The following is a 22,276-nucleotide window of genomic DNA, read 5'->3' on the forward strand; positions in this document are numbered from 1 at the left end:
GACTCATGACTATTTATTTTTTTGCGAAATTGAGAGGGTAGAAGTAAACTGTTGCTGGGATAGTTCGCCCAAATACAGGGAGTATGTTCCTGGTGTCCAGAAACCAGAAAGTTCTGGCTTGCCTCCAGAGTAGCTATCTGCCATTACACAAAAGCGTCCTCCTGGCCCGTCGATTAAAAGCGTTGGCTTCCCTTGACTCTCTACTGTTAATCGCAAATAAGGTAGTGGCTCTGTAATCTGGATAACTTGATTAGGTCCAGTGGTAATATTGCCACAATTACTTTTGACAGTTCCCCCAGACTTTCCTTTTAAAACCAGTGGATCTGGTTGAAAATTGCGATTAATTTCGATTGTTAGTGTCTGTGCTAAATTCGCCTCAGTGAAAACCAAACTCATCGCCAAAGCTGTTGGAACAATTGCAAGTAGCCTAAGCGTCTTCATTTTAGTTAATGCTCCAGATTTTTTAGAGCAATATTGTTATACTTTCTAATTTAATTGACGGCAGCAGTCCATCTTGGTTCCAAAAGCCGCCGTATAAAGTAATACCATTTAGTTAAGGATTATTTGTGAAGATTTGATGTGGAGACATTGCATTACAACGTCTCCACATCATAAATAGTGGTGTCTGGAAGGCAAGCAAGAAAAAAAACAGCATTTTTCCCTGTTTAGAAAGTTCTTGCACACACAGACATTAGCTAAAATCACTAAGACAACCACCAAAAATAGAATTTGGTTAGTCTGTTGTCTGTTCTTGAAGAAGTATGCTAGCTGAGGTAGAAAAAATTGATGAATCCTCAACCAGAAGAAGACTTACAGCGTCGCCTCAATAAGTTGGAGGCAGAAATTAATTCCTCGCCTGGGGTGGTTTCACAAAAACCAAAACAAACGCCTCAATCTGTTTTTGCCAGCTTCAACTTGCAACTGGAGCGATTTAAGATTTGGTTCAACAGCTTATCTGGGGCGAAAAAACTGGTAGTTTTGGGTGTGACGGTGCTAGTAGGCTTGGCGATGCTGCAAGCAGTGTTTAAACTAGTTGCATCTGTAATCACTCTGGCGCTTTTGGCAGTCTTAGTGTATGTTGGATACAAATTTTTTGTATCTGGTAGCTTTAAACGTAAGCAATAAGCTGATATGCATTTATTTTGCATTCTGCTCGAAGGGATGAAAGTCAGGAGCCAGAATACAAACGGCTTCTGACTTACAGAGGATTTCAAGGAAGGTAAAGTACACAAGCGAAGTGTCAAAGCTAGGTATAAAACCTGTTTTACTTCAGAATTCAGGAGTAATAATTCTGAATTCTGCTGTATAACTCCTAAATCCTATTTCAATATGTTTTTCTTTTTGCTGATTAGCTGAGTCTATTTTAATTGTGCCGATCGCGGCGTAGATAGAAATAATATCAAAGGGAATTATACGATGACATCACCAATTGTCAGGAGAAGTAATCAATCTGGTCAGTCAAAAAAACCGGAAAGAGCCAATTCAGTGTTGCTAGCAAGTAGACGTTTTGCTGCTTGGGCGGCTGAAATCACACTAGTAGTTACTAGCGGGTTGATTCCCTTCGGCATTGGTGTCTATACCAATTCTAGAAGCGATCTGAATCGAGTACCGCTTAACCCCGTGTTGGTAGTAACAGAAAGAGCGATCGCTAGACCCCTGGCTCTGCCTGTAAGCTATGGCATCCGTAACGTAGCATGGCCAACTAATATTTTGTGGACAATTGCCTTGTTAGCGCCTATAACTCTCTCATGGTGGCAATTGTATTTACTAGCTAAGACTGGCAGCACAATCCCTAAACGTTGGTTCAAAGTGCGGGTTGTCAACGAGCAAGGGAAACCCCCCGGATTGGGGGCAGTTGTAATTAGAGAAGGATTTGGGCGTTGGACTGTACCCATTTCCATCGCCTATCTACTGTGGCGCTACAGCTTTGCTTTTCCGAATTTAGGATTATTCACATTTTTATCTTTGTTAATGATTGTGGGTGAAGGGATAGGTTTACCGTCGCGCCGGGGGCGTCGCGCACTCCACGATCAACTCGCAGGCACTTATACAATAGATGCACTCTTAGCTAGTAACAGACAAGCTCAGTCTGCTGGCGGTAATGATGAAGCAGAAGAATGGCAAGAGGGAGAAGAATTAGCAGCAGATCAAACCAATCAGTCGCCTAATCTGTGGCGGCGAATACAGCAAAATCCTAATCTGACCATGTTTGGGATAGGGCTGACGAGTATGACTGCTGTGTTGGCAACTTTAATCGGCACTCAAGTTTATATCCAAATTCAACAATCCCAGCGAGCAACCCAGAAAATCAACAGGGAACAGTTCGACGAACTTCGCAACCAATTGACTCCTAACTCTGGGGCGACTAATGAGCAACGCCAAAGTGCAATTCTGGCTATGGGTGGTATTAATGATCCACAGTCCATTAAATATCTGGCGGATCTCTTAGTTAGCGAAACCAACCCCAGCGTCCTGGATACCATTCAACAAGCTTTAACAACTGTCGGGCCCCAAGCCATCCCGGAATTAAAAAATAAGAATCAGTTTTTGGTTAGCGAACTGGAGTCTATAGGTAGCAGTGCAGCCCAAGAGCGGGAATTACGGCAAGGGCGGCTACAAAGAAACCAACGAACAATCAATAAGATTCTCTCTGTTTACAGTGGTAAAATCCAGGGTATTGACCTGAGTAGCACCCAATTAGGTCAAAGCGGTACTCCGGGAAGTTCTTTCTTCAACTTGGTACTAGACAACCTTGATTTATCAGGAGTTAAGTTTAAATCTGCAAATCTTAACCAAGCCAGCTTTAAAGGTAGCCGCTTTCGAGGTGCAGGTGAAGATGGACGCTGGGATACTTACGACGATGTAATGGCTGATTTAAGCCAAGCTCAGTTGCAGCAAGCCAATCTGACTGATGCTAACCTCAGTCGCGTCTTGATGAACCGTACCGATTTGAGCCGCGCCACTCTCAACAGAGCCAATTTATCCAATGCGCGTCTATATGACGCTAAACTCAACAGCACCCAACTAGTTGGAGCTGATCTACGAAACGCAGTTTTGGAAAGAGCCAGCTTGACTGGGGCTGATTTAGGCGATGCTAAATTGAACGAAGCCAATCTGTACGCAGCGCGTTTAGGTCGCGTGACTGCTATTGGAACGCAATTATCCTTTGCCAACTTAACTAACAGTGATTGGCAAGGGGCAGATTTATCAGGAGCCTATTTGGATCGTGCTAATCTCAGTAATGCTAACCTCAGCGCCACTCGTTTAGCTGGTGCTGTTTTGCGTTCTGCCCAGATGGAAAACGCTAACTTGCAAAATGCCGACCTAAGCCTTGCAGATTTACGGGGGGCAAATGTTGCCGGGGCAGATTTTAAAGGGGCAATTATCGCCCCTAGCAAACAAGATCCAGCAGATCAATTTGTCCAAACCCCAGATTTAGGCTCAGTATCTGCCGTAGTCCAAGGCGTTGATTTTTCTCAAGCCAAAAATTTAGATTCTAAGCAATTAGCGTACATTTGTACTCAAGGAGGCATTCATCCCCGTTGCCCGTAGAATGGAGGGGGAGCAGAGGGGCAGGGGAAGGGAAGAAGCAGAGGGAGCAGGGGGAGCAGGGGGAGCAGGGGAAGCAGGGGAAGATGAGGAAGACAAGGCGAATAACCAATGCCCAATGCCCCATGCCCAATGACAAATGACAAATGACAGATTGGTGTGAGGAGTTGGTTATGAAGTGTGTTCAATATTTGGTTTCAGTTTTGGGGGCTGGCTTGGTCTTAAGTCTGGCGAGTATTAAACCAGCACAAGCTCAAGTAGCTTATGGCAGTTATATCGGTATAGGCCCCGCTATTGGTTTTACCGATGGTATTCAATTGGGGGGGGTGATAGCGGGACGTTACAAGCTTTTGGAAGCGCCACTTTCACTCCGCGCCCAAGTGTTAATTGGTAATAATACCGCAGTTGTGCCAACGGTTTCTTACGATTTTCCCCTTAACTGGCAAGCTGATGCCTACCTGGGCGCTGGGTTGGTTTTGGCTGGTGGTGGTGGTTCTTCTCCTGTGGGGGACAAAATTAGTTTTGCTTTACAACCGGGCATTGATTATATGATCCCAAATAGCAATACTGTGCTTTTTGGCAACGCCATTATTGCTTTTGATGCTTACCGTGATAGCGGTGGTACAGCTATCTCTGTACAAGGTGGTGTTGGTTTGAGATTTTAATCGATCTCCCGCTTTAAGCGATCGCTATCCCTAAGAAGCGTTAAACTTCATTGCAAATTAAGAAGTTAGTCCAAACAACGTGATAGTTTTTGGTCATGAAGAGAGACAGCATAGGATTAACATAGGAGAACACAGTGGCAATGGAATCAAATTTATTAAAAGATGCGGGCGTAGATGAAGTGAATCAAGATTTCAGTGAATATGTTGCCAACCTGCAACTTCACATGACTCTGCAAGCTCGCAATCTTGTTCCAACCCTGAAACAAACACTGGTAGATAGTCGCCAGCAATTACTCCATGAAACCCAAGCCCACTTTGAAAAGCTAGTTTCTCGACAAGGGCTATAAAATATATACAAATTTTAATCAAAATTCAAATAAAATAAGGGCAGATGTTGTTGGGTCAATGCCAATGGTGTTCTCACAAGGTCTGCTTTTTCTGATTTTTTAAGTATTAAGTTACTAAAATCACCCTTTTGGCACAATAGTAGAGAGCAGAAACTAGTTAAGATTATTGCAGCAGTTCCTTGCTTTGAAGAGCAGTTAGTTAAGGCTAAATGGCGGCTCAAATAAAAAATGACCTCATTACTTCCCAGAAACCTCAGCGTTGTTATCCGACCAGTCCAATACCGGGATCTGGACGGCATTGAGCGCATAACTCAAGAGTCATTCGCAGCCCTTTCTCCCAAAGGAGCAGGTTTTGCCATCAGCCAGATGCAAAGGCTGCGTCGCTGGTATGGATTACTCAAATTTTTGAGTTGGTTTCCTAACCCGCTCCAGTATCGCCTCTGTGCTTATATTGCAGAGCAAGGGCGGATGCTTTTAGGAATGATTCAAGTATCACCTTTTAACCGGACACGCAGTACTTGGCGGATTGATCAAGTGCTATTAGAGCGTGGTGTCGATAAACAAGGAATTGGATCGCAACTTTTGCGTCATTGCTTTGAATCGATTTTGGAAGCTCGCACTTGGCTACTGGAAGTTAACATCAATGACATTGAGGCGCTGGCATTATATAGACAAAATGGATTCCAGCGTCTGGCGGAAATGACATACTGGGAAATTGGGCCAGAATTACTGGCTGAATTGGCACAAGCAGAGCCAGACTTGCCCAACCTGTTGCCAGTGAGTAATGCTGATGCCCAGTTGCTATATCAACTAGATACCGCATCAATGCCACCTTTGGTGCGTCAGGTTTTTGACCGTAACACCCGCGACTTTAAAACCAGTTTGTTTGGCGCTTTAACTGATGCAGTCAAGCAATGGCTGACTAAAACAGAAGTAGTCAGTGGTTACGTATTTGAACCCCAGCGCAAAGCTGCGATCGGCTATTTTCAGGTACAGCTTGACCGTAAGGGTGAAGTTCCCCATAGTGCAACGCTGACTGTTCATCCTGCTTATACTTGGCTGTACCCAGAATTACTATCTCAACTAGCTCGTATTGCCCAAGATTTTCCCCAGCAAGGGTTACAGCTAGCCTCCTCAGACTATCAGGCAGAGCGAGAAGAGTATCTGGAGCGAATTGGAGCAAAACGCATAGAACATACATTAGTTATGTCTCGCTCTGTGTGGCACAAGCTACGGGAGTCTAAATTTGTCTCCTTAGAAGGAATTCAGTGGACTGATATGTTGCAAGGTTTACAACCAGCACGTAAACCTATCCCAGGTGGAATGTCATGGATACAACCAGGAAAGCTGCCATCGTCGGATAAACCATTGCCAAGTAAGTCAGAACCGATTAATTTTTCGGTAAAAAACCCTAGCATGGAAGCATCGCCGATTTCTGAATCAGCAGATGCACAGCAGGAGAATTAATTGTGATATCCCAAGAGCAACCAAAACCTTTTATTTCAGCGTTAGGGCTAGATTTTGGTCGCAAGCGGATTGGTGTCGCCGGGTGCGATCGCACGGGTTTAATTGCCACGGGAATCACCACAATTGAGCGTACATCTTTTGAGCAGGATGTCGAGCAAATCCGCCAAATAGCTAGTGAACGGGAGGTGCAAGTTCTAGTTATGGGCTTACCTTATTCAATGGATGGCTCACTAGGATTTCAAGCCCGTCAAGTTCAGAAATTTACTAAAAGACTTGCTAGAGCATTGAACCTGCCTGTGGAATATATGGATGAGCGATTAACTTCATATCAAGCAGAGCAACTGTTGATAGCTGAAAACCGCTCCCCATCACGCCATAAAGGTTTGATTGACCGCAAGGCAGCCGCTTTGATTTTGCAACAATGGCTGGATGTTAAGCGTGCCAGTTCCCGCAGTTCAGTTGTGGCTATTGAATATTGATACCTTTTAACATGATATTCTGAAAACGATTAGCCAGCTGTTGTATCTATGTTTAAAGCTATTTGCTTGACATAATATGTCATTAAAAAATAGTTAAGCGATTTCCAAACTTGCTGGTATTTATTAAATTTCTACATTTGGCTATGTTTTCCTCTCCATTCTCTGAAGAAAATGATAACGCTCATGCGGGTTCCATCACTTTAACCGATGACAAAGGGCGATCGCTCGACTGTTATGTAGAGCATCGACTTGAGGTTGATGAGCAAGAATATGTTTTGCTTCTTCCTGTAGACTCACCTGTAGAGATTTTTTCTTGGGAAGGTGACGGTGAAGAAGAAGAAGCGGTTCTGGTAGAAGATGATGCCATTATTGAGCAAATTTTTGCTAATGCCCAAGCTGTATTATCTGAGCAGAACCTGATATTGAAGAACACAGCTTATGCTTTGACAGTTGAAGGTGATTTACCGCCAGTTGAAGAATCAGAACTCTTTACCTTAGAAATCGAAGACGAAGGGGAAGATTTAGAGCCAGAACAATTACAGCTACTCGCTAGCTTCTATGATGAAGATCAAGAGTATGCAATTTATACACCCCTCGATCCCCTGTTGTTTTTTGCGCGGATAACGAAAACAGGTGAACCTGAATTACTCTCTCCAGAGGAGTTTCGCAAAGTGCAGCCTCTGTTAGAAGAACATCTTTTTAATGAAGTGGAATAAGATTAAAAATTCAAAATGTAACGTTTTCATTTTGAATTTTTTAATTGAAAGTTTTCATTGTAATCAAAATCTAGCTAAACCTTTTACCATGTCCCATTCAATGTGGAAGCAATGAATCATTGACACTAAATTGGGACAGTTAGTATTGCTTAAGATTCTGAAAAAAGCAGTTTCGTAGGGATTTTAATTCCATTATCCGTCTTGAAAAGTTTGCTACGGAGGGAAACCCTCCTTACAACTTTCCGCAAAAGCCAAAATTGGGATGAGGTGCTGAGAATGGCTTATAGCGACTTTACATTAAGTAAATTTAAAAAGTCATTCAGCATCCACGTTGATGAAGAAACTGATTTATGTGCCGACATAGAACCTTTACAGCCAAGCGAAAAACTCATAAATTCTTTAGAAGAAACGGCAGAACTGGCTTTAGCAATTAATACTCAAAAAGCTCGTTCAGAAATGATTATCACTCCGATTTTGTTGGAGATAAGACGCAGGGCTAATTATCCAATTAGTTTATTTTCAGGAACAGATTTTAATGTAGATGCCGAAAAAGGTCTAAATGGCTATTGTGATTTTATCATCAGCCGTGCTAAAGAGCAATTAACAATTAATGTGCCTGTGGTGGTTATTATTGAAGCTAAAAATGAAAATATTAAAGGTGGATTAGGCCAATGTGCAGCGACAATGTTGGCAGCACAATTGTTTAATCAACGAGAAGGAAATGATATTAGGAAAATTTATGGCGCGGTAACAACGGGGGAGATTTAGAAGTTTTTGAAGTTAGAAGAAAACGATATACTTATTGATTTAAATAATTATTACATTAAAGAGATCGATAAGATTCTAGGGATTTTATCTCAAAGTGTTCAGGGAGATATACCAGAATCGAGTTCGACTAACTAAACTATATTGGGTTATGCTCATTTGTCTGAGCTATTTAATTTTGACTGGTGACTATGGCCTGGAACAATCTTTTACAGCCTGATTTGATTTTAGAAGGTTCAGTGTTGAACCTAACACCAGATATTATCCAAAAATACGGGCTGAAAGGGCTGGTATTGGATGTAGATGAAACTTTGGTACCCTTTACAGTAGGAATAGCTTCTCCAGAACTACGGCAGTGGGTGGAGCAAATTCGCACCTGTACTGCATTGTGCTTGGTGAGTAACAACTTAAGTGAAGCGCGAATTGGTGGAATTGCGCGATCGCTCAATTTACCTTACTACTTAGGTGCAGCCAAGCCTTCCCGACGCAAAATTAGGGCAGCACTTAGGGGAATGGATCTTCCAGTGCATCAAGTAGGGATGGTAGGCGATCGCTTATTTACGGATGTCATAGCAGGTAATCGCCTGGGAATGTTTACCATTCTAGTTGAACCGATTGTCCATGCTGACGCAGCACTCCGCTCTCATCCCATCCGCAACTTTGAAGTTTGGATATCTGAAATTCTGGGAGCCTCTATTACCCCCAAGAAAAAGAAAATTCACAAAAGTTGAGAAATCGTCAGGAAAGTAAACCTAAAGAAATCATTAAGGAATCTTAATGTGATTCAAAAATCGGGGATCATAAGTATTAATAATATGGGGTCAGCCAAATAAAGACCCTAACTCATACTAAGTAAATATACACCCGTAAAGCGTCAGCCTTCACTATAGAGGGATTGGCGCTTTACAATTTCTTTAGTCATTTGTCCTACCCTGCGGAAAGCTGCTGGCGCGTCTATGTCATTCGTTAGTTGCTAATGAACAATGACCGATAACCAATGACTAATGATTAATGACTAATGACTAATGACTAATGACCAATGCCTAAAACAATTGTTGTCAAAATCGGTACTTCCAGCCTAACCCAACCAGAAACGGGACAATTAGCACTTTCTACCATCGCTACCTTGGCGGAAACACTCTGCAATTTAAGACGCCAAGGACATCGGGTGATTTTGGTTTCCTCTGGTGCTGTTGGGGTGGGTTGTGCGCGGTTGGGTTTAACTGAACGTCCCAAAGCGATCGCACTCAAACAGGCAGTAGCAGCAGTTGGACAAGGCAGATTAATTCGGATATACGATGATTTATTTACTACTCTGCAACAAGCGATCGCTCAAGTATTATTGACACGCAGTGATTTAGTACAGCGCAGTCGCTATCTCAATGCCTACAACACCTTTCAGGAACTACTGGGACTGGGAGTGATCCCCATAGTCAATGAAAATGATACCGTAGCCATAGATGAACTAAAATTTGGTGATAATGACACCCTTTCGGCATTGGTTGCCAGCCTAGTAGAAGCAGATTGGCTATTTTTGCTTACCGATGTCGATAGGTTGTACTCAGCCGATCCGCGTTCCGTACCAGATGCGCGACCGATTTCTCTAGTTAGTAGCATTAAAGAATTAACAGAATTACAGATACAAACAGGTTCCCAAGGTTCCCAGTGGGGTACTGGTGGGATGGTGACAAAAATTTCGGCTGCGAGGATTGCGATCGCTGCGGGAGTTCGTACCGTAATTACCCAAGGGCGATTTCCCCGGAATATCGAAAAAATTATCCAAGGTGAACTGATTGGGACGCATTTTGAACCACAACCTGAACCAACTTCGGCGCGTAAACGTTGGATAGCTTACGGACTTGTACCTGCGGGTAAATTGTATTTAGATGAAGGTGCGATCGCGGCAGTTTCTCTAGCGGGTAAATCGTTATTAGCTGCTGGAATTAAGCTAGTAGAAGGAGAGTTTGATACACAAGATGCAGTGCAATTGTGTGACACAAACGGTAACGAAATTGCCAGGGGACTTGTGAATTACAACAGCAATGAACTGCAAAAGATTCGCGGCTGTCATTCACGAGAAATTTCCACAATTTTAGGCTATGCCGGTGCAGAAACGGTGATTCATCGGGATAATTTGGTTTTGACTTGAAATAGAAATGAGATAAATTTTGTGGCTACTAACTGAGAGAGTAAAAAATATTATGGCTAAAACGTTAGAAAATGCTGTTAGAGGATGTTTGAAAAGTCCTCTTCACGGTAACAAAACGTTTAGATCCCCCTAAATCCACGCCAGTTGCTCATGGGGGAAACCCCCAAGACCGCACTGGCTCCCCTTAAAAAGGGGGACTTTGAAGGGCTTTTGCCCCCGCTTTTTAAGGGGGGTTGGGGGAATCAATGAGTGCCTAAAATCACAGCTAACTACTTTTCAAACAACCTCTTAACTTACCAGAAGAACAACGGTTCTTTCGACATGGGTTAAGTTGAGAACAACCACTTATCTATACCGCTTCTGGATTGAGTGCAATACAGACCTAACAAGAACAGCCACCTAAAAGCTAGCCTTAGGGAGTAAAATTCAAAGCCTCTCACTTTTTAGGAGAGAGGTTTGGAGTGAGGTCAAAGCGTATTACTTTCATTCAAGAACCGCTATAGAAGCAGCATTTCCCGTTGCTACCGCCAGCTTCGTTCCGCCAAAATCGAGAGCTAAACTAAATTTCATAGATTTTTATTGATACCTCCTTTGAATTATTACAATACGTGGTCTATTTCTCAAGAAAGATGTTTATAAGCAAAATAAATTCAACACTAAACAAAACACCATAATAATTTAGTAACTTATGACTCCCGATGAACTCAATCCACTCATCGATTTCTCTCATGCCAAAGAACCTCCTCGCTCTTTGGATATTGATAAAGGTAAAGAGGCAGATCCTATTGAACCAAAAGAAGTTAGTGGACAGAGTAAGCAAAACCCCACCCCTGATGATTTGAATCGCCAAGATGAAGATCCAAGAATCGGGGGTAGTCAAATAATCAGTGGCAATATTTCAGCTGGTTAAATAATTGGCATAGTTAAGTCACTCACCTTTTTGTGAGTTAAGTACTCCATCAACAAACTGTTGTAACCGTCCATAATGTGAACCTTTCCAATAAATGCGATCGCAGTCTTGGCAACGCTGGAACTCATCAACCTGCGATCGCACATTTTCTGGCACTTGATCAATAATGGATTGCTTATCTACAGGTTCTAATAATCCATTACAACGCAAACACCGTTTAAATGGTGAGATTAATTTAAATAAGTCGAAGCGTTGCAGTACTTCTAAGATTTGTTCTTGAGGGTTAGTGTTTCTTACGTAATACCCATGCGTTACCAAACTACGCATCAATAAACCTTTATCACGAGTCAAGAGAATCCGCGCTTGGCTATAGGATATTTGGGCTAATTTCTCATCCTCGTAGTCATTGCGGTATAAAGTATCAAAGCCTAAAAGTCGTAAAGATGTCGCCAGCTTGCCTAAATGAATATCTAAAACAAAGCGGATAAGATTGAGTGGTTTTGGCAGAACAGAAATACTTGGTATAATAACACTCCTAGCTGAAATTGGATAAACATTGATAATATCTCCATCCGAAACAATGTAAGAAAAATTTACATATTCCCCATTAACATTTATAAAATCAACTTCTGGATGAGGGACACCCAACGACTCAATCATGTCCTTAATTGAGGCTCTCTCCTCAAAAAAATGATCGATTCTCACTTGCTTGTGATGCCGTGGTAAAAAATGATTCAATTCTGCATGAAAACAGAAATATGCGATCGCCATACTTAAAAATCTTTGGATTACTAGGAGATGCTGTATCCCCTTACTGACAACAATTTGTCACAATTGCAAAGCTTTATCTATTGTATTGAAAAAATCAATGCTTGCTCAAGTGAGCTATTTCCGCTATTAAGATGCCCGTTAACCTTGATTTAACTAACCTTCTAGAGGCGAAAAACCCTAAAGAAATTAGAAAAATTCTCAAAAACTTGCATTTATTATTGAGTTCAGTTACAGTCAAGACAGAGGCATATAATCAAACCCTGACATGAGCTTCAGGAAGTTAGATTAGGTAAAAGGGTAAATAGCAGGTTTGTTAATGTTGATGTTAGTGACGCTGCTAATAATTAGTCACTAATTTTGCTCATTAACTTATTGTGCATGAAGTACGGGGCACAAAGCATTTACCCCTAATTTAATTGTTTTTATTTTTTTTTAACGTAATTGACAATTATTCTCAATATGTATACATGGATAAATACATTAAAAGCAGATAAAAAAGTTTTAAAACAGTACTGGCTTACCAAAGTACTATCTGTTTATCAGATGTTCTCGCATCTACTTTTAGGAATATGTTTCTCGCAAAAGCAACATAAAATTATATGTTTATATGTAAAAACAACAACTGTAACTAGCTATGTAAAAAAATTCAGCAAAACTTTAAATAACTATGTTGCTGCTAGCAATCTTTTTGATTGTAATATCAGTTACATCTATATTGTAAGCAAGTTGATTGCCTGTTACTCTCTAAGCGATGTCTGACGACAAGCTGCTGACGCTCCTTCTCTGCGAGACGCTACGCGAACGTCGCTACCGCTTCGCTAATGCATCTACGTAAAAGATTGAACATATTTGATTTTGTGAAAGAAACCAACTTCACAAAAGCCGAGCTTCAGCAAGTAAAAATTTACAAGATACCAAACAACAATAAAACTAGATACAAAATTAACGCCGCGTATACGGAAAAATCTATTTTGATGCTGTTTATCTCTATTGTGGACACTTTATTAACCGGAAAGACCTTGATCAGTAATGATGTTATAAAGTGGATACCTAGTTTTAACTAGGAAATGAATATTGTTCTTTTTTATCTCCTTCAGCCAAGGATATTGTAGCTAAGAACACAATTGTATTTTGTAATACCTTTCGTCCATAAAATACGCTAATGAGTACAGTGAGATGAATACTTTTTTTTGTTCTGACGATTCACAGCAAGTAGGAGAAGATGTTATTGGTAGCGCCACCAATTATCAAACTTATATTTTAGTTGAGTGTCCTTTACCTTGGACATCAGAAGCCTTTAATTCCAAATGGGTACCCCAGAATTTAAGGGTTTTGGTAGAGGAAGTGAAGCGTGCTAAACTACCGATTAGATTTCTTTTAATTGCTAATGATGTATCACACAAGGTAAATCACACTACGCTTCTGATTTATCAAAAAGAAGAGGGTTTAAGTAATGGATACTATAAAAAAGAGTTTAAGCTAGCAAATATTGAGCAAGTAGCAGCAGTTGTCCAAAAATGGTTATGGGGTATCAGTTCTAATTCTGAGATAGAAACCAGTGTAACTAGAGATATTTTAGTTTGTACCCACGGTAGCCATGATAAATGTTGTGCCAGATATGGCGCTCCCTTTTACTTCAATGTAACAGCAAGGAACGCTGATTTATGCTTGGATAATGTGCGAATTTGGAAATCATCACACTTTGGCGGACATCGGTTTGCACCAACAATTATAGACTTGCCAGAAGGTAGATATTACGGTCGTATAGATATAGATTCATTTAGATCGGTTTTGACTCGGACTGGCGATATTCAATGCTTAAATAAAGTCTATCGAGGCTGGGGAATTCTGCCTGCTGCACTTCAGGTTTTGGAAAGAGAACTAATGCTTTGTAATGGATGGGATTGGTTTAATTACAAAGTTGCAGGCAAAATTTTGGAGCAAAGCTTAGATAATAATACTATTCTGGGTGAGCTAAGTTTTGAACAACCTTCTGGTTCTCTCTATACTTACCAGGCTAAACTTGTGAGAGATGAAACCAAGACTCAACAACTGAAGAGTTCATGCAATGCTACACGAGAGTTGGTAGTTACTAAATATGCTGTGGGTAGTCTTTGGCTTACTTCTAGTAAGGTGATGAGTTATAGTACTTAAAAGAGGAGAGTTTTTAAACGCAGAGGGACGCAAAGGGAAGCGCAGAGGTACGCGGAGTATTGCTGTATTTAGTATCACGCTGCACAAATTATTAATAAAATCTCTGCGTAGCTTTGCGTTTCCCTCTGCGCCCCTTTGCGTTCGAATTGCGAATCAAAATTAAGTCATATTTAAGACTCTTCGCAAAAGTACTTGGTCTTCTAATTTGGCCTTTAAACGACCATTTTCGATATCTCGAATCCAGCTTTGGCTTTTACCTGTAAGCTTCGCCAATTCTCTTTGGGAGAGATTCAAATTTTTTCGCGCTTGCAAAATCTGTTCACCCAGCAAATCGTTTGTAGCTTTGGGCTTTCTTTTGGCTTTAGCAGTTCTTGTTTTCTTTTTTTCTGATTCTGAGATTTGCTGTTCCCATTCTGGTGGGAGTTCAAAAGCTAAAATCCGCGCATTCATTAAGAGATTCCATTTACCACGGGGGCCTGTGTCTGTGAGGCGAGTTTCAGCGCCACCGTCATTAGTCCAAAATTCCAATGCTTCATCTGGATCTTCAGGAAGATCAATTAACTTCGCCCATAAAGGTTGAATTTCTGGCGGATAGGTAACTGGATCGAAAAGTGGTTTCATTCCATAGTGATTGAGAATTTCCAAATCACTTTCAAAAGTTCGCAGCAGACGTTTGCGTTCTTCCCGTTGTCTGGATGCAAGAGTAACTTTTTCTTCACCGTAAGCAATACGCAGCAAAGTAGGAATCGTAATGCGTTGTTCCTTGCCCATTTTGGTTTTAAACAGTAACCATAGCATTAGTCGGACTGCACCTTCATGTTGCTGCCAAATGCTCATAACTGTGGTTAGCAGCGTTTTGGGAAGACTGCCGTATTGATAGAATGCGGTTCGCTCTTTACATGCTTGTTTGTTTAAGAAATATTGTGCCCATAAGCCTGCTTTTACTTTAAAAGTTAGCCCAATAAGATATTTGCATCCAAGATTGTCTTCTTGAAAGTGATGCTGAATATCTACTAAGTGCCATAAGCGGCTACCTGTAATAGAGAATCCGTTAATTCGACCTTGTTGAGGCCAGTCAATGGAGATAACCAGAGAGCAAGCTTGCTGCACAAGATTTTTCATTAAAGCTAGCTTGGCAGCTTTGCTTAAATCTTTGCGTTTCTCCATCCCCAAATATTTCTCGATTTGTCGCTCATCGATCGCAAATTCTTGCTCCCAAGGTTGCTCTAAAGCTGTAGCATAACCTGCGAAAATTAGATGTATGCAAGCGGCTCTGATGTCAAGCGCCTCAATTGCTGCTATATCTGTGGCCTTGTCGTTAACTTTGAATGGATCTTGAATATGGAAAGCGATCGCACCTCGTCCCTGATTGATTTGTCGGCTGTAACTGATATAGCCTTCTTCATCGGTTTCCCAATGTAGAGATGTTCGCTGCGCTAGTACATTACAAGCTTCCCAAATTGCAATCGCTGAAGCAAATGGATTATTCTTGCCGTTAGAAAACAAGTCTAAACTGCTAGCATCTCTCGGTTCAACTTTGCATCTCCCCTTTTTCGCCTGCCAAGGAATGGGAGACTTCGTTGGACAAGCTATTACACATTGCGGTTCTGAATAATAGCCTTCACAATTATTACAAAGACCAGGATCAACCCAATATTCATTGTCCTCTATTCTAATTGCACCCGTAGGACACTGGGGGCGGCAGTTGTCACATCCAACGCAACTGTTGTTAGGAATTGTATAAGGCATTTGGCTCTTTTCCCACTCTAATCGTTGAGATGTCTGGCTCAGGTCTCCCCTGGATGAGTCCTGTTAATTCATGACTCGCTACCACATTATCTTTCTGGCGAGAATAATCTTTTCTCACCACACTTACTCCCCACATCTATATTTTTTGCATCCAATTGGAAGCTATTTAAGGCTTTAAAACCGAGCCGGATAAAACTTATTTGTTAACTATACATTTCATAAAAATAATGATTAATTTGTTCGTGTCGAGCTTGAAAAAAGCTTAACATTTATTTAAATTTCCATTTAATGAACCTTTTGTCTTTGACCATAAACTGTTTTTGGAAAATATTGAAGTCTGCCATAATTGGATTTCATCTGATTTATTAATGATTTTAATATTTAATGTAGGATAATATTCTGCTACTAAGTTTACAATTCCTTCATAATCAGCTTTACTTTCTTTAAATAAACAAATAATATCTTTTGTCATCATTTATCTAAATAGATTAATTAAAGATAAATTAGCATTTACTGGCTTTTAAAATACATATTGCATATATGAAAATGTAATTTATGAACATTTGTTTTAGTATAAGTTAATACTATTTGCATACATTTATCTGCCTAATTGTAAAAATACTTGAAAAAGAATATCATCACTCTTATAGAGATATTTGTATCTGCTAGAAATAATAATTATCCATATACAGTAGTAAGTAGCTACTTTAGCCCCCTACAACTAGACAATTATTATCAATAATTTCTATCTATACTTTGAAATCAAAAACAATCTAGTTTTGTGTTCAAAGTCATCGGAATTTGATGACTAAAAAGTGATTTTTGAATATAAACGAATAAAAGATTAGGATAATATGATGATTAATGCACAAACAGATTGAAAGGCAAAATTGCCGAAGGATTATTCATGGCACAGCTAACAGGTTTGACATTTGGCGGTAAGGCTTGGACACCAAAATTTGCTCAAGAAATTGACAAGGACAAATGTATCGGTTGTGGCAGATGCGTTAAAGTATGCGGTTACAATGTGCTAGGTTTAAAGGCGCTCAATGAAGAAGGTGAATTTGTAGAAGATGAAGATGATGAAGAAATTGAACGCAAAGTAATGGCAGTTACTTCTCCAGAAAACTGTATTGGTTGTGAAGCGTGTTCACGGATTTGCCCCAAAAATTGCTACACGCATGTTGCATTAAACAATTAAGGTTTTTGAAGTTAGTCAAAATTGTTGTTAATTCAAGGAGGCACTGTTTAGAGAAAGCGCAAATGTGCTAGGCAAGGTAACTTGAGGGGAATATTAAATATTTACTGTAACTAATAAAAAGTTCACGGTAAACAAATCCGTAAATCGCAAAATGTCAGTTATTAACAAAATTAAACTTGCTGCTAATATAGCCTAATCAATATTAGGTCTAACAGTGCCCTCTTGGAACAACTAGCTTTTCTGGGAGCAGGGGGCTAACTTTTTCATAGGAGTTAAAATATAATTTGTAATTTTCTGGGGGAAAGATATGGAAAAAATCTGGAAGTTTCCCCCATTTTTTATGGCTGCACGTTAGAAAGTTAATAAGTGAAAAGGGAATAGGGAATAGGGAATAGGGAATGGAGAAAGAACAAGGGAATAGGGTACAGGTTACAAGGAATAGATGAATTCCTATTACCTGTAACCTGTAACCTCTCCCCTAATACCTAATACCAGAAAATCACACCTTTAAAGACTGTTTACACAGGTAGCATGTATGGAACAAGTTCCTGTTTCACTATGGACTCTGGTTGCTGGGATAGTAGTTACAGCAATCAGTATTTGGATTGGTCAGAATAACACTCTGATGCCGGTGCAAGCATCGTTACAAGCACCTTTGGTAGACGGGTTTTTCAACGTCATGTTTACCATTGCGATCGCACTCTTCTTAGTGGTAGAAGGAACAATTGTACTTTTTTTGATTCAGTTTCGTCGTCGTCGCGGTGACGATACCGATGGCGTGCGAGTGGAAGGGAACGTTCCCTTAGAAATCTTTTGGACAGCAATTCCAACAGTGATTGTTCTCGGCTTGGGCATCTACAGTGTAGATGTTTTTAACCGAATGGGCGGCTTTGAGCCTGCGGGTCATCCTCATTCAGCAACTCGTGTTGCTCATCAGCCGGGAAGTGCTATTGCAGCTACATTAAGCGATACTGAAGCAACAACTGCCCCAACGATCGCCCCGACAATTGGGATTGGCGCGTCTCCTCAAACTCTAAACAAACCAGCCGATTTAGTTGTTGATGTCAAAGGCATACAGTACGCCTGGATATTTAATTACCCCGATAGTGGCATTACTTCTGGGGAATTGCACATACCCGTCGGTGCTGATGTCCAACTCAACCTTTCAGCACAAGATGTAATTCATTCATTCTGGGTTCCAAACTTCCGCTTGAAACAAGATGCACTTCCCGGTATCCCTACCGAACTACGATTTGTCGCCACCAAACCAGGTACATATCCCGTAGTTTGCGCTGAGTTGTGCGGTGGTTATCACGGTTCAATGCGGACAGAGGTAATTGTCCACACACCAGAAGAATATGAAAGCTGGCGGACAGAAAACCAGATTGCTCAACAGCAAAATTTAAATCAAGTCGTTGCAATTAATCCAGCCGACTTATCAACATCAGAGTTTCTCGCTCCTCACACCCATGATATGGGAATTAGTGCAGCAACTTTAGAGTCATTGGTTATTGGTCATTAGTCATTAGTCATTGGTCATTGGTCATGAGTCATTAGTCATTAGTCATTGGTCATTAGTTATTCGTAACGGACAGATGACAACGGACAAATGACAACGGACAACGGACAACGGACAAAAGACAAAGAACAAATGACAAATGACAACGGACAAAGGACAAAAATATGACACAGGTAGAATTTCCACGGAATACTCCACCAGAAGGAAAGAAACCGGAAATGGTGGCTGGCCACACCTCCCATCCGAAGGCGTGGAAATGGCAGGACTATTTTACATTTAATGTTGACCACAAAGTTATTGGTATTCAATACCTAGTAACAGCGTTTGTGTTCTATCTCATCGGCGGACTGATGGCGATCGCTCTGCGTGTCGAATTAGCAACACCAGAATCAGACGTACTCGACCCCAATCTGTATAACGCTTTCATGACCAATCACGGGACGATCATGATCTTCCTGTGGATTGTCCCTAGCGCTATTGGCGGATTTGGTAACTATTTAGTGCCATTGATGGTTGGTGCTAGGGATATGGCTTTCCCGAAGCTGAACGCGATCGCTTTTTGGTTAAACCCACCAGCCGGATTACTTATATTAGGTAGTTTCATTTTTGGCGGTTCGCAATCTGGTTGGACAGCTTACCCACCTTTGAGCTTGGTGACAGCGCCAATTGCTCAAACTATGTGGATACTTGCGATCGTCTTAGTGGGAACTTCTTCAATTTTGGGTTCACTGAACTTTGTGATCACCATTTTGATGATGAAGGTTTCTAGCATGAAATGGGATCAAGTTCCTCTATTTTGCTGGGCAATCTTGGCAACCTCCATCCTGGCGCTTCTCTCCACACCTGTATTAGCAGCCGGTTTAGTTCTGTTGTTATTTGACCTCAACTTTGGCACCTCCTTCTTTAAACCAGATGCAGGTGGTAACGTTGTAATTTATCAACACTTATTCTGGTTTTATTCTCACCCGGCAGTATATTTAATGATTCTGCCCATCTTCGGCATCATGTCGGAGGTAATTCCAGTTCACGCCCGTAAGCCAATTTTTGGTTATAAAGCGATCGCTTATTCTAGTGTAGCCATCTGCGTTGTCGGTTTGTTCGTCTGGGTACACCACATGTTCACCAGTGGCACACCCGGCTGGATGCGGATGTTCTTCACTATCTCCACTCTTATAGTTGCAGTTCCGACTGGCGTGAAGATTTTTGCTTGGGTTGCTACCCTTTGGGGTGGTAAAATCCGCTTCACAGGTGCGATGCTTTTCGCCATTGGCTTGTTGTCCATGTTTGTCATGGGCGGCTTAAGTGGTGTGACGATGGGAACAGCCCCCTTTGATGTTCACGTTCACGACACATATTATGTAGTTGGACATTTCCATTACGTTCTGTTTGGCGGTTCCGTGTTTGGCATTTATGCCGGTATTTATCACTGGTTCCCCAAAATGACCGGACGAATGCTGAATGAAAGCTTGGCACGTATTCACTTTGCCCTTACCTTCATCGGTACTAATCTGACCTTTTTACCCATGCACGAGTTGGGTTTACAAGGAATGCCCCGACGAGTGGCAATGTATGACCCCCAATTTATTGACCTCAATCAAATTTGTACCTTTGGTTCATTTGTCTTGGGGATATCGGTAATTCCTTTCGCCATCAACATGATCTACAGTTGGCTGAAAGGGCCTTTGGCTGGTGATAATCCTTGGCAAGCTTTGACTTTAGAATGGACAACTAGCTCACCACCTGCAATTGAAAACTGGGAAGTGTTGCCGGTTGTCACTCATGGCCCTTATGACTACGGTCATGGTCATAGTAATGAAGTACAGCCATCTGCAACGCCGGAAGCTAGTGCTTAGTTAGTAGAGTGAGTAATGCGATCGCTCTCAAGCTGACTGCAATTTCTAGTCATTTGATTTGAGAACTCGAAACTTCAAGCTTGGAACTCGAAAGGCCAAGTTCTGAACTCGGAACTTCAGCCTTAGAACTCGAAACTTCAGCTTCGGAACTCGGAACTTCAGCTTCGGAACTCGGAACTTCAGCTTCGGAACTCGGAACTTGAGCCTCAGAACTCGGAACTTGAGCCTCAGAACTCGGAACTTGAGCCTCAGAACTCGGAACTTGAGCCTCAGAACTCGGAACTTGAGCTTCGGAACTCGGAACTCGGAATTTTGAGAATTCTTGAACAAGTGAAGAGTTCAGGACTTACGCAAAATTATGAAAAAACGAACCGCATACTCCTACGGAGAAGCAAGCTACGCGTAGCGTCTCGTAGAGAAGGGCGCATTCGCGCAGCGTCTCGTCAGAGAAGGACACGAAGTAATAAGAGTTTCAGAGAGTTCTTGCGTAAGTCCTAGAGTTAATACTATTTCACTTTAATAATGATACAAATACGCTGGTAAGGGCATGGCAATGCCATGCCCCTACGAGAAATCTATATGTATCAGGATTTTTGTGAATTGGTATAAGTTAAACAAGGATTTTGGATGAAGAATGAAAATTTTGCCGCTTCAGACTTCATTCTTCATTCAAGCTTCCACAACAGACACAGTGGATAATATTGTCAAAAAATCTATGACTATAGCTACAACCACAAGCGAAGATCACAGTGCAGGACACGAAGAACATCCAGATTTAAGAGTCTGGGGACTGTTGACGTTCCTCGCTTCTGAATCCCTAATGTTTGGGGGATTTTTTGCCACTTACTTATTTTTCCGTGGTACTACAGCAGTTTGGCCTCCAGAAGGGAGTGAAGTAGAATTACTCGTGCCGACGATTAACACCATTATTCTGGTGTCTAGTAGTTTCGTCATTCACTTCGGTGATAAGGCGATTAAAAAGAATAACGTCAAGGGAATGCAACTGTGGTATGCGATTACCGCAATTATGGGTGCAATTTTCTTAGGTGGTCAAGTTTATGAATACTCAACATTAGGATACGGACTGACTACCAACGTCTTCGCCAACTGCTTTTATATCATGACTGGGTTCCACGGTTTGCACGTTTTTGTAGGACTGTTATTGATATTACGTGTATTGTGGCGATCGCGTCTTCCCGGTGAATATTCTGCAACCAATCATACTTTCATCGAAATGACAGAAATTTACTGGCACTTCGTAGACATTATTTGGATTGTTTTATTCACCCTAGTGTACGTTCTAACTTTGTTTTAAAGGGGAGTGGGGAGTAGGGAGTAGGGAGTGGTGAATATTCCTACTTCCTACTTTCTATTGCTATTCTTGTATTTACCTTAGTATACGTTATCACTTTGTTTTAAATAGCGTATGTAACACTCCCTCATGTCCCCCACTCCCCATTTCCTACTCCCCACTCCCTAATAAATTTATTATGCAAGCTGATACAAAGAAATTCTCATGGTTCCAGGTTCCAGAGGACATCAAAAACCTATTAATTTTAGCTGCACAAAATTGGGAAAACACATCAGAATCAGAAAAATATATTCAACAAGCTTTAGAAAAAACTGGTGAAAATACAGATGTGTTAGTAGCAGCATATAGATTTTTCTATTATAAAAATAATTATTCTCTTGCATTACAAACAACGACTAAATTATTAGATAAAATTAAAGAAATAGAAAACTTGCCTGATGACTGGGAGCAACTTAAGCCCATATTAGTCAATCGCAAAGAAGACCCACAAATTCGATTGTACTTAAATGCTTATGCTGCTTCTGGATTAGTACTAGCAAAGTTAGGAGCAATTGAGCAAGCAAAAGAAATCAGCGCCAAAGTCAAACAGATAGACGAAAAGCATGATTTTGGAGCCGGAATTCTCCTGGATATTTTGACACGTCCAGCAGAAGAAGATGATTAATTAGTC

General features: G+C 41.1%; 20 protein-coding genes and 1 pseudogene. 17 read left to right on the plus strand and 4 right to left on the minus strand.

Annotation, left to right across the window (positions count from 1 at the left end; genetic code table 11):
- Window positions 1–9: 9 nt before the first annotated feature.
- The gene (locus H6G97_RS07660) at window positions 10–441 is read right to left on the minus strand and encodes a hypothetical protein (RefSeq protein ID WP_190940064.1); all 432 of its coding nucleotides are present in this window, start codon (window positions 439–441) and stop codon (window positions 10–12) included.
- A 345-nt stretch (window positions 442–786) separates the two neighbouring features.
- Here H6G97_RS07660 and H6G97_RS07665 point away from each other — a divergent pair, with 345 nt between their 5' ends.
- The 11 genes and pseudogenes from H6G97_RS07665 to H6G97_RS07715 all read left to right on the plus strand — a co-directional run bounded on the left by H6G97_RS07665 (window position 787) and on the right by H6G97_RS07715 (window position 11,047).
- Window positions 787–1,125 (plus strand): hypothetical protein, encoded by a 339-nt coding sequence (locus H6G97_RS07665; RefSeq protein WP_190940065.1) that lies wholly within the window; start codon window positions 787–789, stop codon window positions 1,123–1,125.
- A gap of 291 nt (window positions 1,126–1,416) precedes the next feature.
- On the plus strand, window positions 1,417–3,552 hold the full coding sequence (locus tag H6G97_RS07670) for a pentapeptide repeat-containing protein (protein ID WP_190940066.1): 2,136 nt from the start codon (window positions 1,417–1,419) through the stop codon (window positions 3,550–3,552).
- A gap of 170 nt (window positions 3,553–3,722) precedes the next feature.
- Complete coding sequence (locus tag H6G97_RS07675) at window positions 3,723–4,214, plus strand: hypothetical protein (RefSeq protein WP_190940067.1); 492 nt, start codon at window positions 3,723–3,725, stop codon at window positions 4,212–4,214.
- A gap of 140 nt (window positions 4,215–4,354) precedes the next feature.
- Entirely contained in the window at window positions 4,355–4,561 is a 207-nt protein-coding gene (locus H6G97_RS07680) for a hypothetical protein (protein ID WP_190940068.1), read from the plus strand.
- A gap of 228 nt (window positions 4,562–4,789) precedes the next feature.
- A complete protein-coding gene (locus H6G97_RS07685) occupies window positions 4,790–6,028 on the plus strand; it encodes a GNAT family N-acetyltransferase (protein WP_190940069.1) in 1,239 nt (412 codons plus the stop codon).
- Between the two features lie 2 nt (window positions 6,029–6,030).
- Window positions 6,031–6,507 (plus strand): Holliday junction resolvase RuvX, encoded by a 477-nt coding sequence (gene ruvX / locus H6G97_RS07690; protein ID WP_190940070.1) that lies wholly within the window; start codon window positions 6,031–6,033, stop codon window positions 6,505–6,507.
- Between the two features lie 143 nt (window positions 6,508–6,650).
- On the plus strand, window positions 6,651–7,223 hold the full coding sequence (locus tag H6G97_RS07695) for a DUF3727 domain-containing protein (RefSeq protein WP_190940071.1): 573 nt from the start codon (window positions 6,651–6,653) through the stop codon (window positions 7,221–7,223).
- A 276-nt stretch (window positions 7,224–7,499) separates the two neighbouring features.
- Window positions 7,500–8,126, plus strand: a pseudogene (locus H6G97_RS07700) (hypothetical protein).
- A 53-nt stretch (window positions 8,127–8,179) separates the two neighbouring features.
- Window positions 8,180–8,719: a YqeG family HAD IIIA-type phosphatase gene (locus H6G97_RS07705; protein ID WP_190940072.1), complete on the plus strand. Its 540-nt coding sequence runs from the start codon at window positions 8,180–8,182 to the stop codon at window positions 8,717–8,719.
- A gap of 308 nt (window positions 8,720–9,027) precedes the next feature.
- A complete protein-coding gene (gene proB, locus H6G97_RS07710; RefSeq protein ID WP_190940073.1) occupies window positions 9,028–10,137 on the plus strand; it encodes a glutamate 5-kinase in 1,110 nt (369 codons plus the stop codon).
- A 688-nt stretch (window positions 10,138–10,825) separates the two neighbouring features.
- The gene (locus H6G97_RS07715; RefSeq protein ID WP_190940074.1) at window positions 10,826–11,047 is read left to right on the plus strand and encodes a hypothetical protein; all 222 of its coding nucleotides are present in this window, start codon (window positions 10,826–10,828) and stop codon (window positions 11,045–11,047) included.
- 18 nt (window positions 11,048–11,065) lie between these two features.
- Here H6G97_RS07715 and H6G97_RS07720 read toward each other — a convergent pair whose 3' ends face one another.
- Window positions 11,066–11,818 (minus strand): Mut7-C RNAse domain-containing protein, encoded by a 753-nt coding sequence (locus H6G97_RS07720; protein WP_190940075.1) that lies wholly within the window; start codon window positions 11,816–11,818, stop codon window positions 11,066–11,068.
- Window positions 11,819–12,994: 1,176 nt separating this feature from the next.
- Here H6G97_RS07720 and H6G97_RS07725 point away from each other — a divergent pair.
- On the plus strand, window positions 12,995–13,972 hold the full coding sequence (locus H6G97_RS07725; RefSeq protein WP_190940076.1) for a sucrase ferredoxin: 978 nt from the start codon (window positions 12,995–12,997) through the stop codon (window positions 13,970–13,972).
- 159 nt (window positions 13,973–14,131) lie between these two features.
- On the opposite strand, the gene H6G97_RS07730 is transcribed toward H6G97_RS07725, so the two are convergent.
- A complete protein-coding gene (locus H6G97_RS07730) occupies window positions 14,132–15,721 on the minus strand; it encodes a helix-turn-helix domain-containing protein (protein WP_190940077.1) in 1,590 nt (529 codons plus the stop codon).
- A gap of 262 nt (window positions 15,722–15,983) precedes the next feature.
- Complete coding sequence (locus H6G97_RS07735) at window positions 15,984–16,196, minus strand: hypothetical protein (protein ID WP_190940078.1); 213 nt, start codon at window positions 16,194–16,196, stop codon at window positions 15,984–15,986.
- Between the two features lie 432 nt (window positions 16,197–16,628).
- On the opposite strand from H6G97_RS07735, the gene fdxB reads away from it, so the two are divergent.
- The 5 genes from fdxB (at window position 16,629) to H6G97_RS07760 (ending at window position 22,270) form a co-directional block, all read left to right on the plus strand.
- Window positions 16,629–16,922: a ferredoxin III, nif-specific gene (fdxB, locus tag H6G97_RS07740; RefSeq protein WP_190730863.1), complete on the plus strand. Its 294-nt coding sequence runs from the start codon at window positions 16,629–16,631 to the stop codon at window positions 16,920–16,922.
- A 535-nt stretch (window positions 16,923–17,457) separates the two neighbouring features.
- Window positions 17,458–18,444 carry a cytochrome c oxidase subunit II gene (locus tag H6G97_RS07745; protein WP_190940079.1) on the plus strand — a complete coding sequence of 329 codons (987 nt, stop codon included), beginning with the start codon at window positions 17,458–17,460 and terminating at the stop codon, window positions 18,442–18,444.
- A gap of 161 nt (window positions 18,445–18,605) precedes the next feature.
- Window positions 18,606–20,294 carry a cytochrome c oxidase subunit I gene (gene ctaD / locus H6G97_RS07750; RefSeq protein WP_190940080.1) on the plus strand — a complete coding sequence of 563 codons (1,689 nt, stop codon included), beginning with the start codon at window positions 18,606–18,608 and terminating at the stop codon, window positions 20,292–20,294.
- A 715-nt stretch (window positions 20,295–21,009) separates the two neighbouring features.
- Window positions 21,010–21,609: a cytochrome c oxidase subunit 3 gene (locus H6G97_RS07755; protein ID WP_190889997.1), complete on the plus strand. Its 600-nt coding sequence runs from the start codon at window positions 21,010–21,012 to the stop codon at window positions 21,607–21,609.
- A 175-nt stretch (window positions 21,610–21,784) separates the two neighbouring features.
- Window positions 21,785–22,270, plus strand: a complete 486-nt coding sequence (locus H6G97_RS07760) for a hypothetical protein (RefSeq protein ID WP_190940081.1) — start codon at window positions 21,785–21,787, stop codon at window positions 22,268–22,270.
- Window positions 22,271–22,276: the final 6 nt, after the last annotated feature.

It is taken from the genome of Nostoc flagelliforme FACHB-838 (genome assembly GCF_014698065.1).
GTDB classification, from domain to species: domain Bacteria; phylum Cyanobacteriota; class Cyanobacteriia; order Cyanobacteriales; family Nostocaceae; genus Nostoc; species Nostoc flagelliforme_B.